This window comes from Pseudomonas sp. LB3P25 (genome assembly GCF_054897985.1).
Map to the genome: position 1 here is coordinate 5,267,824 of NZ_CM142711.1, position 13,571 is coordinate 5,281,394.

The 13,571-nt window shown below is 54.1% G+C and carries 12 protein-coding genes and 3 pseudogenes; 10 read left to right on the plus strand and 5 right to left on the minus strand.

Features of this window, described 5'->3' with window-relative positions; translation table 11 throughout:
- Window positions 1-105: 105 nt before the first annotated feature.
- Window positions 106-372, minus strand: a pseudogene (locus ACYZTW_RS24245) (glycoside hydrolase family protein); the annotation flags it as partial.
- A gap of 18 nt (window positions 373-390) precedes the next feature.
- Window positions 391-477: pseudogene (locus tag ACYZTW_RS24250) on the minus strand (glycoside hydrolase family 19 protein); the annotation flags it as partial.
- Between the two features lie 188 nt (window positions 478-665).
- Here ACYZTW_RS24250 and ACYZTW_RS24255 point away from each other — a divergent pair.
- Window positions 666-1,592, plus strand: a complete 927-nt coding sequence (locus ACYZTW_RS24255; RefSeq protein ID WP_462002115.1) for a hypothetical protein — start codon at window positions 666-668, stop codon at window positions 1,590-1,592.
- 213 nt (window positions 1,593-1,805) lie between these two features.
- On the opposite strand, the gene ACYZTW_RS24260 is transcribed toward ACYZTW_RS24255, so the two are convergent.
- Both ACYZTW_RS24260 and ACYZTW_RS24265 read right to left on the minus strand, forming a co-directional pair.
- On the minus strand, window positions 1,806-2,909 hold the full coding sequence (locus tag ACYZTW_RS24260; RefSeq protein ID WP_462002116.1) for an acyltransferase family protein: 1,104 nt from the start codon (window positions 2,907-2,909) through the stop codon (window positions 1,806-1,808).
- 414 nt (window positions 2,910-3,323) lie between these two features.
- The gene (locus ACYZTW_RS24265) at window positions 3,324-3,500 is read right to left on the minus strand and encodes a hypothetical protein (RefSeq protein ID WP_462002117.1); all 177 of its coding nucleotides are present in this window, start codon (window positions 3,498-3,500) and stop codon (window positions 3,324-3,326) included.
- A gap of 2 nt (window positions 3,501-3,502) precedes the next feature.
- On the opposite strand from ACYZTW_RS24265, the pseudogene tnpC reads away from it, so the two are divergent.
- From tnpC to ACYZTW_RS24310, 9 genes and pseudogenes are all read left to right on the plus strand, one after another.
- Window positions 3,503-4,500, plus strand: a pseudogene (gene tnpC / locus ACYZTW_RS24270) (IS66 family transposase); the annotation flags it as partial.
- Between the two features lie 328 nt (window positions 4,501-4,828).
- Window positions 4,829-5,578, plus strand: a complete 750-nt coding sequence (locus ACYZTW_RS24275) for a methyltransferase domain-containing protein (RefSeq protein WP_462002118.1) — start codon at window positions 4,829-4,831, stop codon at window positions 5,576-5,578.
- A gap of 9 nt (window positions 5,579-5,587) precedes the next feature.
- Window positions 5,588-6,265: an acetyltransferase gene (locus tag ACYZTW_RS24280; protein ID WP_462002119.1), complete on the plus strand. Its 678-nt coding sequence runs from the start codon at window positions 5,588-5,590 to the stop codon at window positions 6,263-6,265.
- Entirely contained in the window at window positions 6,262-6,549 is a 288-nt protein-coding gene (locus tag ACYZTW_RS24285) for a hypothetical protein (RefSeq protein ID WP_462002120.1), read from the plus strand. The genes ACYZTW_RS24280 and ACYZTW_RS24285 overlap by 4 nt, the downstream gene beginning before the upstream one ends.
- Window positions 6,546-7,520: a GNAT family N-acetyltransferase gene (locus tag ACYZTW_RS24290; protein ID WP_462002121.1), complete on the plus strand. Its 975-nt coding sequence runs from the start codon at window positions 6,546-6,548 to the stop codon at window positions 7,518-7,520. The genes ACYZTW_RS24285 and ACYZTW_RS24290 overlap by 4 nt, the downstream gene beginning before the upstream one ends.
- Window positions 7,507-7,917, plus strand: coding sequence for a sugar 3,4-ketoisomerase (locus ACYZTW_RS24295; RefSeq protein ID WP_462002122.1), 411 nt, complete (start codon window positions 7,507-7,509; stop codon window positions 7,915-7,917). The genes ACYZTW_RS24290 and ACYZTW_RS24295 overlap by 14 nt, the downstream gene beginning before the upstream one ends.
- Window positions 7,918-8,121: 204 nt before the next feature.
- Window positions 8,122-9,225 carry a DegT/DnrJ/EryC1/StrS family aminotransferase gene (locus tag ACYZTW_RS24300; RefSeq protein ID WP_462002123.1) on the plus strand — a complete coding sequence of 368 codons (1,104 nt, stop codon included), beginning with the start codon at window positions 8,122-8,124 and terminating at the stop codon, window positions 9,223-9,225.
- Window positions 9,225-10,823 (plus strand): glycosyltransferase family 4 protein, encoded by a 1,599-nt coding sequence (locus ACYZTW_RS24305; RefSeq protein ID WP_462002124.1) that lies wholly within the window; start codon window positions 9,225-9,227, stop codon window positions 10,821-10,823. The genes ACYZTW_RS24300 and ACYZTW_RS24305 overlap by 1 nt, the downstream gene beginning before the upstream one ends.
- Before the next feature lie 56 nt (window positions 10,824-10,879).
- On the plus strand, window positions 10,880-11,047 hold the full coding sequence (locus tag ACYZTW_RS24310) for a hypothetical protein (protein ID WP_462005884.1): 168 nt from the start codon (window positions 10,880-10,882) through the stop codon (window positions 11,045-11,047).
- Window positions 11,048-11,176: 129 nt separating this feature from the next.
- On the opposite strand, the gene ACYZTW_RS24315 is transcribed toward ACYZTW_RS24310, so the two are convergent.
- Window positions 11,177-13,171, minus strand: a complete 1,995-nt coding sequence (locus ACYZTW_RS24315) for a polysaccharide biosynthesis protein (RefSeq protein WP_462002125.1) — start codon at window positions 13,169-13,171, stop codon at window positions 11,177-11,179.
- Window positions 13,172-13,571: the final 400 nt, after the last annotated feature.

The window sequence follows — 13,571 nt, forward strand, 5'->3', positions numbered from 1 at the left end:
GGCCACTCAATGGTGGCCGGATAGCCTGACTGCTTGTCGATCTTGTTCAAGTCCAGCTTGTACTCGGCATAGGCCTTGAACGTGGCCACCCTGCTTGCCCGAACCGACGCTGTACAGAAGCGACACCAATGCATTGAACTGGCCCTGCGTGATTTGCACGATGACTGCCTTGGATACGGCCATCTCCCGCGAGGCAAGGTCGATTACCAATTGTTCGCTTGCCGGGCCCTGGGTCCACACAAGTCCGGGAACGACTTCTCGGCGAGTATGACCCCGGCCGATCGTCCACGGCGCACCGCGCCGGTGGCAGGGTCTGGGTACGCCGTCAGTGAGCAGATGGCGAAATACTTCAACACCGCAATACCGTTTTATGAGGTTTCAAGGTTGATGCCCCCTACTTGTTTCAGATGCAAAAACGCCGGCAACTGGGCCGGCGTTCGGGAGGATCGGCAGCAACTGCTGCGTAGCGATTGGCATGCTTTTCTCCGGGCATGAAAAAAACGCACAAGGCGGCAGTCGGAATAATTAGGGTCGGTTACGTCCATCTCGCGCATCTACCAGAACAAGCCGGTCTTGCTATCCTAGAACGGTTCCGGTGCGCTTCGAATGGAGCCTTCTCATTTGTTACACTGCGCGCCAAATCGGCATAAGAATGAGGGAGACGCATGTTGTGGGAAAAGCTGGGTATCGTATTCAAGCCAGATGCAGATATGTCGTGGGGCTCGCGCCGAAGCATGGTCCCCACTCCGTTCCTGCTTGACGACAACACCATCCGGGTCTTCGTAACGCTCTGCGATGAAGATAACGTTGGCCGACCTGGATACGTCGACGTCGACGCTAGCGATCCGAGAAAGGTGCTGCGCGTATCGCGAAGCCCAATCATGGATGTTGGCTCTCATGGGACGTTTGATGAGCACGGAGTGGTGCCGTCATGCGTCATTCGAGCGAAAGACGGCAGCCTGCTGATGTACTACTCAGGCTTCGAACGCTTTGACAGCGTCCCCTACAAGATCTTTACCGGCCTCGCGATCAGCACCGACAACGGCGAATCCTTCAGCCGATATGAGCGCACGCCGATACTGGATCGAAGCGACCAAGAAACGATGTTCCGGTGTGCTGGGTTCGTTGACGCCTCTGGTGATCGTTGCCGGATGTGGTACATCTCTGGGTCGTCATGGCAGACAGTGGCCGGCAAGCAGGTCCCGCGCTACTCGCTGCGATATGCCGAATCAGAAGACGGCGTCCATTGGCCAGCCCAAGGAACGATCAGCCTTGATCTGACCGACAAAGATGAACACGGGTTCGGCCGCCCTTGGATATCGATCGATGATGAAGGCAAATATCACCTTTTCTATTCAATACGAAGAATATCGGTAGGCGCGTACAGACTGGGATATGCAAAATCCGATGACGGCCTAAATTGGACGCGTCTGGATTCCGACATGGGCCTGGATGTAACCCCAGGCTCCTTCGATGGAAATGCCATTTCATTCACCTCGATTATCACCGTCAAAGGAAATACCTGGTGTTTCTACAACGGGAACGGATTTGGCGAGGACGGCTTCGCTGTGGCGCGACTGATTCAAGAATGACGGCGTGAGTGTTAGGTTCCCGGCGGATACGCAGGCTGCACAGGCAAGGCCTGCTCGCTCAGAATCGATCGTAGCGCCTTGCGGTATGCGGTCCAGCCGGGAGTTATAGCGACAGCGTTCTCAGCGCATCTGCTGCTGGGTGATGGTCATACTTTTCTCCAAGCGTAAAAAAGCCCGCAAAAGCGGGCTAGTGAAGTAAAGGTTTATATACAGCTATGCGAGGCGGCTCTGAATAACCGTGGCGCGCTCTTTCAAAAGCAAGAATGGGCGCTCAAGCAATCGATATGAAACATCAGCCAGTCCAATGGTTATCAGGATTCCGAGCGCGAGTCTGCTGAGAGTGGAGTCCACTCCCACCCGACGCATGATTTCATCCGAAACCCACAACCCAAATATATGGAACACGTAAATTCCATAGGAGATTTTCCCAAGATGCCGCATTGGCTTTAGCGAAAGTAGTTTTGCTGGGATATTTGACTTATCAATCGCGAATATCAGAAGGCAACACAATACGCTTATCATCGGATAACCAATAACTTCCGACATGTCTGATAGTCCTGGCGGACCAAGATGCAGGGCTATACCTATAATGAAAACGGCGCCAGCGAAGGCTGATAGTGCGAGCCAGAAGTGCTTCACTGTATTAATACCAACGCCAGTACACAGCCCCAGATAAATACCGAACAGAAACGTGTCTGCCCGTAACGGAGAAACCCAAACATATGGGTGTTCACGCCCGAGCATGACAACCGAAAGTCTTATGATCACGAAAACTATAGACGACAACACCAGTATCTTTGCCAGCCCTCGCGAATCCATCTCGCGGAAATACGCGGCGATGAAAATCGGCATTACCAAATAAGCCTGCTCCTCAAGCGCGATAGTCCATAGATGCGAAGCGAATGGGAAAGGCGAATAAAAATGTACTGAGGCGGCGAGGTTTTGTGTAAAGGTCAAGTGCGCCAAGTACCAGCCACTCAACTCCCTAACACTCAAAACATTATAGTGGAGCCCATAAAGTAGTGATGCAGTAATGAAAAACAAGTATAGCGGCCAGATTCTAAGAATTCGCCTTATGAAGAACTTCCGTATGTCGATAGTGCCTGTCGCGACGTACTCCAATTGAAGGAGACGAGACAAAAGAAAAGCACTAAGCACCAAGAACAGATCTACGCCAAACCAGCCAAGAAAGTTCTTAAAGCCCACGAAAGGCTCTTCCGTGAGAGTAGGGCCGTGGTGGACTACTACGGCTAACGCAGCAATTGCGCGCAGCCCATCTATCCACGGCAAATAGAAGGGTTTGCTGTTGACGACCATCCCTAACACCTATCAGAATTTTGGCGACTCTACCACATAGCTTGCTGTAAAAAACTCACCCCGATAGGAAGAGGAACCCCATTCATGAACTCGCTGAAAAAAACCAATCCTTTTGTGTGATGCAAGACAATGGCGAAAGCTGCGAAAAAACGGAGCGAAGTCAGGCGGTCGATCATGCCCTTACTGTCCATGAAGGCTAATATCCTGGCGATAAGATAAATTGTTGGGGCCGGAATGCTACCTTATCTTCACCTCGCTCCGTAAGGATTTACAGGCAATCGGGGTATCGCACGCAAGCGCTGTCTCGCCTGTATCCGAGACTCAGTTTGCCGGGGCTATAGGCCAGTCGATGGTGGTCGGATAGCCCGACTGGGTATCGATCTAGTTCCGCGCCAGTTGGTAAGCCGCGAAAGCCTAGAAGGTCGCGGTATCGTCCGCATCCAGCAAGCCGGCAATGTAGGCGTCTGCCATGCCAGCAGTGGCGTCGCTAGGGACAGACAAAAGCGCATCGCGCTGAGCCATGGCCGCCGCCCTAAGCTCGGCATCCGTCGGCACGGGCGGGATCGGCGCGGCGGTGGTCCAGCCAGCCACTGGCTTGCGACTGCCGCAAGCACGCCATCGGCGAAGAAACCAGCGAGCAGCTGGAAATCGTGACGATGCAGATCCGCGTGATCAAACACATCCTCAAGGTCTACGCCTGCCGTGGCTGTGAAACCGCGCCGGTCACCGCTGACAAGTCAGCGCAATTGATCGAAAAGAGCATGGCCAGCCCCAGTGTGTTGGCGATGTTGCTGACCACCAAATACGTCGATGGCCTGCCACTGCATCGCTTCGAAAAAGTACTCGGTCGTCACGGCGTCGATATTCCACGACAAACCTTGGCACGTTGGGTTATCCAGTGCGGCGAACACCTGCAACCCTTGCTCAACTTGATGCGTGATCGGCTGCTGAAAAGTCGCGTAATCCACTGCGACGAAACGCGTATCCAGGTGATGAAAGGGCCAGATTGAGAGCCGACTAGCCAATCCTGGATGTGGGTACAAACCGGCGGACTACCGAATCAGCCAGTGATCCTTTGTCATATTACTCGACCAGCCGAGCGCAAGAGGTGCCGTCGCGCCTGCCCGAAGGTTATCGCGGCTATCTGATGACCGACGATTACGCCAGCTATAACGCCTTGGGCGCGCAGGCCGGTGTCGAACGTTTAGGCTGCTGGGCCCATGCGCGACGCAAGTTTGTCGAGGCGCAAAAAGTGCAACCCAAGGGCAAAACCGGGCGTGCCGATATCGCCCTGAATCTGATCAACAAGCTGTACGGTATCGAGCGAGATTTAAAAGAAGTCGGCGATGAACATCGCCATGAAGGGCGACAGCAAAACAGCCTGTCGGTCCTGGCGCAGCTACACGCCTGGCTGGAGAAAACGCAGCCTCAGGTGACGGCACAAAACGCGCTGGTCAAAGTCTATTGGCGCATTCGCTTTACCGACGTGCCGCCGGCAGAAAACCCGAATTTCCTCTTCGAAGTCACCGATCAATGGATGACCGAAGTTCCTTCGAAACAAAAGCTGATGCCCAAGCTTGGGTGCGCATGATCGAAAGCGAAATCGACCGAGGCATTTTTGTCTCTCGCGTCGAGGCCGAACGCTTTTTGAATCGACTCGTCTGGTATCTGATAAACACTCAGGCGGTTTCCACCCAGGTGGGGCGGATGACATTTTTTCTGTGAGCCGCCTCGGATTGTTTCATCTTTTCTGGGATGATGGGCTTCCGCGATCCCGGAAGTGATGGACTCGCCCCTGAATTGGCGGGAGACAGGGATCAGCTTTTCTGAGATCCGACACAGGTTGTCGCTTTCGACATTAAAGAGATGGGCCCGAGCGTTGCGGCGTAAAGGGAATATGTTGTTCTAGAGGATTGAACATGGCGCCACCTAACCGAATTGAGCATGTTGGCTTCGATGATTTTCGACGCTTTGCACAGGATGAGTCGTTGTCTAAATATGAGCGCATCGGGTTTCCCGACTCATATCGTCAGGGTTATGAAGCAATTATCTTCGAAGATATTTGCGCAAAACTGACCAACCTGAAGAAAGCTGGCCAGCAAGTTGTCGATATCGGTCCGGGCTGTAGCGATCTGCCCAAGATGTTGATCGACCTGTGCGCCTCGAATGGCCATGCCTTGACGCTGATCGACAGCCAGGAAATGCTGGATCAGCTTGAGAGCGCCCCCTTCATCGAAAAGGTGCCAGCGATGTACCCGCAATGCCCGGATTGGGTTGCGGGAAAGGCAGGAAAGGTCGACGCGATCCTATGCTATAGCGTGCTGCACTATGTTTTGGTCGATGTAGGTTTCTTTCGATTTCTCGATGTTTCGCTTTCCTTGTTGGCATCCGGCGGACAGATGTTGATAGGCGACATACCAAATATCTCCAAGCGCAAACGCTTTTTTTCCAGCGAAACCGGTGTGAGTTTTCATAAAGACTATATGAAGACGGATGAGGCGCCTGTCGTCGAGTTCAACCAGATCGAGCACGATCAGATTGACGATGCCGTCGTGATGTCGATCATCCAGCGGGCACGGCTCCAGGGATTCGATGCCTATCTGTTACCGCAGGACCAGGCACTTCCGATGGCGAACCGGCGCGAAGATATCCTCATCATCAGACCTTGAGAGCAGGAAATGATAAAGACGAAAAAGGTTGTCATTCTGGGCGACAGTGCCTTCGCCGAGGTCGCTTATGAATGCTTTACTCGCGACTCTGAATACGAAGTCGTCGGCTTCTCTGTCAACTCTGCATTTCTTGAACGTAATGAGTTGTTTGGTCTGCCTGTCGTACCGCTTGAGGAGATTGAGCGCTTCTTCGATCCAGACCAGGTCGAGTTCTACGCGGCGCTTGTTTACTCCCAGCTTAATCGGCTGAGGACGCGGTTATACGAGGAGGCGAAGACGAAGGGGTATCGGCCAGCGAGTTACGTCAGTAGCCGGGCGTTTGTATGGCCTAATGCGGTTTTGGGCGAACACTGCTTTATCTTTGAAGATAATACGATTCAGCCATTCGTCAAAATTGGCAATAACGTCGTGCTTTGGAGCGGAAACCACATCGGCCATCATTCGGTGATCGAGGACAATTGCTTTATCGCCTCTCATGCTGTTATTTCCGGATTTTGCACGGTCGGAAAAAATACTTTCATTGGCGTTAATTCGGCGATTGCCAATAACGTCGTCATCGGCGTCGATAATTGGCTGGGTGTTGGGGTCAATATTCTCAAGAACACGGATCCTGATTGTATTTTCAAAAGCGAGCATCCGGAGCCAGCCAAAGTATCCGCACGGCGTTTTTTCAAGGCCAGAACATGAAGTGGCATAAACTGGGCGTTGTCTGGAAGCCTGATGGATCTCTCGATTGGGCCAGAACACATGCGATGGGCCCGATACCTTACCGACTCAACGATGAGTCCAGGGATGGGGTTCAATGGGTACGTCAAGATGAAGAAATGGGACTCGATGTATCGCCGACTGGCGTGGATGCGGAGGCAATCATGTATTCCGCCGTGCTATCGGTTGGGGTCAAGACGTACTGTTTCTATAACGGCAATAATTTTGGCGAGCAGGGCTTCTGCGTCGCGGAGCTGATCCCGTGACCATCGAGATCGCGCGCTATCAACCAGCACTGAGTGAAGCGTGGAATGCATTCTGCGCGAATGCGGCAAACGCCACGTTCCTGCACTCGCGCCGTTTTCTCGATTACCATGGCGACCGGTTTCTGGATGTATCGGTCGTGCTCATGCACGCCGACAGCATAGTCGGCGTTTTCCCTGCGGCGGAGTCCCCTGCAGATCGCTCCATGGTCGTCAGCCATCCGGGTATCACCTATGGCGGCATAGTCCACGGTGGCTACCTTTGCGGCACCAGGATGATCGAAGCGCTGGAGCGGTTGTGCGAGCACTACCGAAAGAGCGGATACGACCGTCTTCGATATAAGGCAGTCCCCCATATCTACCAATCTCGACCGTCGCAGGACGATCTTTATGCCTTGTTCCGGCTCGGCGCGCGCCGATCGCGCTGCGACTTGTCGTGCACAATTGATCTGGCCGATCGCGCAAAACTTTCCGAACGCCGCCGACGCGGGCTGAAAAAGGCGCTCAAATCGGTGTCAGTGGTGACGGGGACCGAGCAGGTGCGGGCATTGTGGCAGGTGCTGACCGATAATCTGGAGCGCAAGCATGGCGCGGCTCCCGTACACAGCGTGGAAGAGATGGAGCAGTTGATCACTCTTTTCCCTGGGGAGATCGAGTTGTTCTGCGCCAAGATCGATGGGCAAGTCGAGGCGGGGGTCGTGGTGTTCAAAGCGCGCACGGCATGGCATGCGCAATACATTGCGGCGAGTGAGGTGGCCTATTCGGTTTCCGCGCTGGATGCCGTGTTCGATCGCGCCACGGCCGAGGCCCTTTCAGCCGGGGTCCGGTATTTCGACTTCGGTACGAGCAACGAGTGTGAGGGCACAGTTCTCAATGAAGGCCTCTACCAGTACAAGCATGAATACGGAGGCGGAGGCGCTGTGCACGAATATTATGATATTGATCTATTAGGTGTTCAGCATGTCTGTGTCTGATTGCAAAATCATCAATTTACCCAAGATCACCGATCCGCGGGGAAACCTGACTTTCCTGGAAAGTGGACGACACGTTCCCTTCGATATCAGGCGTGTATTTTACCTGTACGATATCCCGACCGGGGAAGGCCGTGGCGCGCATGCACACAAGGAACTGCACCAGCTGTTGATCTGCCTGTCCGGCAGTTTCGACGTCACGCTTGACGACGGGGTGGAGAAGTCGACGATCCACCTCAATCGTCCGTGGCAAGGTTTGCATATCCCCCCCATGATCTGGGCGGCCGAGCTCAATTTCGATCCCGGATCTGTCTGCCTGGTCCTTGTGTCCATGGAATTCGACGAGTCCGATTATTATCGGGACTACGACGAGTTTATCGCCGCCGTCCGGTCTCGCTGAGTTTCTGCGAGACCTGGCCGCCTCGATAGCCATACCTTCAACCGCCGCGCCAGAATGGTCTCGAATGCGTGCACAGGGATACCCCGCCGATACGACGGATGTGTCGTTAGGCGGGCAGGCTTCCAGTATGTGTTCGCGCATCGCCAATTATCGTCAGGTGCTACGAATGTGCGGCCAATGCAATTCCATTCGAGAGTTAGGAGCATGATTGTGAAAGTGCCATTTCTTGATGTCCGCAACGCCTATCTCGAGCTCAAGTCCGAACTCGATCATGCAGTCGCGCGGGCTCTCGATTCTGGGTGGTATATCTTCGGGGAAGAAGTTACCCAATTCGAGAAATCGTTTGCCGACTATGCGGGCGCCCGTTTTGCGATCGGGGTCGGCAACGGGCTCGACGCCTTGCGTATAACCTTGATGGCGATGGGGGTGTCCGAAGGGGACGAAGTCATCGTGCCGTCCAATACCTATATTGCTACCTGGCTCGCCGTGACACAGTGCGGAGCACGACCCGTGCCTGTCGAGCCCGACGTCGACACCCTCAATATCGATCCACAACGCATTGAGCAGGCCATGACCGGTAAGACCAAGGTCATTCTACCCGTTCATCTGTACGGGCAGCCTGCACCAATGGGACCGATCCTCGAACTGGCCCGTCACAAGGGGGTTCAGGTCCTCGAGGATGGCGCACAGGCGCACGGCGCACGTTATCGTGGTACGCGCATCGGCGGGCACGGAGATGCCGTGGCGTGGAGCTTCTATCCCGGCAAAAATCTCGGCGCGTTCGGTGACGGGGGCGGTGTCACTACCAACGACGCCGAACTCGCAGAGCGAATTCGGACGATTGCAAACTATGGTTCTAAGGTTAAATACGTCAATGAGGTTTGTGGCCTGAACAGCCGGCTCGATCCGATCCACGCCGCGGCACTGGCCGTCAAGCTGCCGTTCCTCGACGAATGGAACGCGCGTCGCGGGGAGATTGCCGCCTATTACCGGAAGCACTTGCAAAATACCGGTGTGAGGGTGCCGACTCCGGAACCGGATTGCACGTCGTCGTGGCATCTGTTCCCCGTTTTTTCGCAGCGGCGTGATGCTTTGCATGCGAGGCTGAAGGAGGCCGGTATCGAAACGCTGATTCATTACCCGATTCCTCCTCATATGCAGCAGGCTTACCAGTTCCTTGGTTTCGAAAAGGGCGCTTTCCCCATTGCGGAGGCACTGGCCGAGACTGAGCTCAGTCTACCGATCGGGCCACACATGACCCTCGAGCAAGCAGCTTATGTTTGTGAAACCATTGCGGGTTTTCAGTAATGAGTGATTTCGATCTCGACCGCCTGCAAGAAACGGTTGTGGAATATATTTCCCAGTCGCACTACGGCGATGCGATGGAGTGCATCAAGTCATTTGCCGAGCAAGTCATCAACGATCCGGCGTCGATTGGTGTTGTGTTCGCGAGCCGCGAACTCGATGCGCTGTGCCGAATGCTAGCCGATGCCTACTATGCCGATCGCTGCCATGCGCCCGAAAGGGAACGGCAGGGCACCGTCATTCTGGCGTCCGAACTGGTCAGGGCCGGAGGGCATGTCGAACTGATCAAGGACTATCTGGCTCTCGAGCTGTTCGAGAGCCCGGTTCGCGTCGCCTTGACCGATCTGTTCAATCGTATCGATCACGCCTCGATTAACGAGTGGGAGTCTCTGCTCGGCTGCGAAGTCTTCGTTGCGACCGAAACCGGGCTCGATGGCAAACTCGATGCCCTGACCGCGCGGCTTGGCGAGTGGAATCCTTCCACCGTTTTGACCCTCGGTCACAATCAGGACATCGTGTGCATCGTGGCGGCCCACGCCCCTGGCGCCAGGAACCGCTACTACATTCACCATGGCGATCACCATCTGTCACTTGGTGTGACCTGCGAAGCGTTTCAGCATGTCGACTTGCAAAACATGTCATATGAATTGTGCAAAAACGAGATTGGAGTCGCGCAACAGCTATATTGGCCGATCAGTGCTGTCGGTACATCCCAAATCAAAACCCGATTCCTCGACCGAGGGGCCTTGACGACCTGCTCATGCGGTCGGATGTCCAAGTTCGAATCGGGATCATACGCGGTTCGCTATGAACGTGCAGTGGCCTGCATCCTTAAAGCCTCGCGTGGCTACCATGTGCATATCGGGGATTTGTCCGATGCATTTCTGCAGAAAATCCACGTGGAACTCGATGCTGAGAACGTAAGCCATGACCGGTTCACTCACATACCGTGGGTCGCTTCGCTCTCTCGGGCGCTGATCGAGAACGAGGTGGATGTATATATTCCTTCTTTCCCGCTTGGAGGCGGCAAATCATTAATCGAGGCGATGTCGGTCGGGGTGCCTGTCGTTACTCACGAATCATATCGCTCCCGTTTTCACTCCGGATCCGATCTCGCTTATCCTGACAGCTATACCTGGAGCCAATATGAAGATCTCGGTCGGATTTTCAAGCAGTGGGACCAACCGCTGCTCAAGCGGCAAGCCGCATCTGCATTGCAGCATTTTGAGCGTTACTACTCGCAAGAAGCTTTTTTGAAAGCTTTTGCCAGCGGGCTGGACAGTGCTGCTCTTGTTCCGCCATTGCATGCATATCACAGAAACCAGCTGCAGAATCACCTGGATATAAAACGCCAGAGAGTGCAAGAAATCGGTCATTTGATATCTGAAAAAAATAGAATATTCCAAGAATGGTCGTACGTTCATTCGATGTATAAAGAGCATTCTGAGACGATCGCGAGGCTACAAGCGGTGATCGAACAGCTGACACAGGAGAAGCTTGCGTTGGAAGCGTCAGTCATGACTCAACGACAGAATGTGGGTGCTCCAGGATCGTGGAGAGGAAAGATCAGAAAGATCACTGCCGTGATACTTGATAAGTAAAGTTCAGTTGCTTTGCTTCGATAGAAGCGACACATGTTATTTGCAAAATCGGCGGCATGACTTCGCTTCCTAATCTCGACCACTTAAACCCTGAACAACTGCGCGCTCTGGCGGCGCAGTTGATGCAGCGTATCGAGAATCTCGATCAGAAAGTCGAGACGATGGGTAAGCAAATCCACCATCACAAAGAAGCACTGGTCTTCAGGGCAAAAACCAGAGAGTAGAAGTAGCCTGTACGCATAAGTGACGCGCCATGACATTGATAAGGAAGAACAACTTTTCCGAAGCTGCCCCCAAATCTGGGTCATGGGACAACTTTGTCAAAAATGTGCCTGTTACAGAGCGTGTAACAATCAAGGTTCGAGGCGACGCTGCTGGTAAATCAAGTCGACGATTTCACCATCCGGGGCGTAACCACTGACAGTGTCACGCAGAAGTTGGCGAACCCGCGAATAATCATCCAGCTCAACGGCAGACAGCAACTCCATCAAGTTGCGCTTGAGCACTTCCCAAGGCAAATGATCCTCCTTGGCGCTCATGATCATCGGGTGCTGGGTAGCGGACACGTTGTCGCCGATCAGCAACTCTTCGTAAAGCTTTTCCCCGGGACGCAGTCCAGTGAACTCGATGGCAATATCGCCTTGCGGATTATTCTCCGAGCGAATGCTCAAGCCAGACAGGTGAATCATCTTCTCCGCCAGCTCGATGATCTTGACCGGCTCGCCCATGTCCAGCACAAACACATCACCACCCTGCCCCATTGAGCCGGCCTGTATTACCAGCTGTGCCGCCTCGGGAATGGTCATGAAGTAACGGGTAATCTTCGGATGGGTAACCGTCAAGGGCCCGCCCGATTTGATTTGGCTGTGAAAGCGCGGAATAACCGAGCCAGACGAGCCCAACACATTACCGAACCGCACCATGGTGAAACGGGTCTTGTTGACCCGGGACACATTGGACTTGTCCCCGAACAACACCGGCGCCAACTCACGACTGAGGGCCTGCAAGGTCAACTCGGCCAGCCGTTTGGTGCTACCCATGACATTGGTCGGGCGTACAGCCTTATCGGTCGAGATCAGCACAAAGTTTGCAACACCAGCCTCCAATGCAGCCTGAGCGGTATTGAGCGTCCCGATCACATTGTTGAGCACACCTTCGGCAATATTGTGCTCAACCATCGGCACGTGCTTATAGGCCGCCGCGTGATAAACCGTGTCCACGCTCCAGGTCTTCATTACATCCAGAAGTTTATGGGGATGGCGAATCGACCCCAGTATCGGTAACAACCGGACAGGCAACGACTCACGAGCAATACGATGCTCGAGCTCAGACAAAATACTGTAAAGATTGAATTCGCTATGATCGAACAACAACAGCGTGGTCGGTCCCAGGGAGAAAATCTGCCGACAAAGCTCGGAACCGATCGAACCGCCCGCCCCCGTAACCAAAACCGTCTTGCCCTTGACACATCGAGCCAACAAATCAGGCTGAGCCGGCACCGAATCCCGCCCCAACAGGTCAGCAATGTCGACTTCCTGAATGTTGTCCACCTTGACCCGACCACTGGCCAGATCAGTGAAATTCGGAACACTGCGCACATGGAGCGGGAAACCCTCCAGAAAATTGAGAATCTCCCTGCGCCGCGCACGGGTCGAAGACGGCAACGCCAGAAGAATTTCCTGAGCCCCGGTCATGTCGATCATCTGCTGAATATGCTTGGGCTTATAGACCCGCAACCCGGCAATCGAACGATCCGCGATAGAGGAATCGTCATCGATGAACGCCACAGGGCGCATCACGCGGCCCATGCGCAACGCTGCAACCAACTGGTTGCCTGCCACGCCTGCGCCGTAAATGGCGACCTTGGTCAAACCATCGTCTCGATTGACAAACGGTACATGCTGCGCAGCGGTGAACCAATCACCCATGAAGTATTGACGCATGCACAGACGCAGGCCGCCAATGATTACCAGGCTTAGCCACCAGTAATTGAAGATGATGGAGCGCGGCACCACGGCCTGGTGATTGCTGTACCAGTACACCACCACGGCGAGGATCAGCGAGGACAGACTGACCGCCTTGACGATAGCAATCAGCGCATCATTGCCGAAGTAGCGCATGACGGCGCGGTACATGCCAAAGCGTACGAAAAGGGGAATGGCAATAATCGAGGCACTGACGAACAGCCAGAAATGCGACTTTAGCGGATTGTACATGTCGTCGATGCCGAGGCGGACGATAAAGGCCAGCCACAAGGCGACCCACACCAAAACCACATCGGTGGCGACCTGTATCAGTCTTTTTTGCCTGCGAGGCAAACTAAGCAACACTCTGCGTATTTTATCCATTCAAGCTTTCGAGCCCGTAGCCCCCTCCTTTTGCGCGGTCATCGGTCGGCATTGTAACCTCAATGAGGACGAGATCGCCCAATACTTGCACAGGGGAGGACCCAGGAAGGAGCATTTTACTCAAAGCGCCGCTATAATTCGCCCCTCTGACCGGTCTGCCGGACAGAGAATGCGAGGACGCGAAACCCGGTCGAAAACCAGGACACGTTGCTGCTGTGGAGCTGCTCGTCGGCAACCATCAGCCAATCTCTCTGACCCCTTTCGAGCAGGTAATTTACGTGGGGCACTTACGACCAGACGCTGCGACCTGGCTCAATAATGCGTTTCTGGAATGTAGGAAATTTTCTTGGGAGTTAACCTCTGACCGTGGGATGATAGAAGATGATAGAAAAAGTGCAAA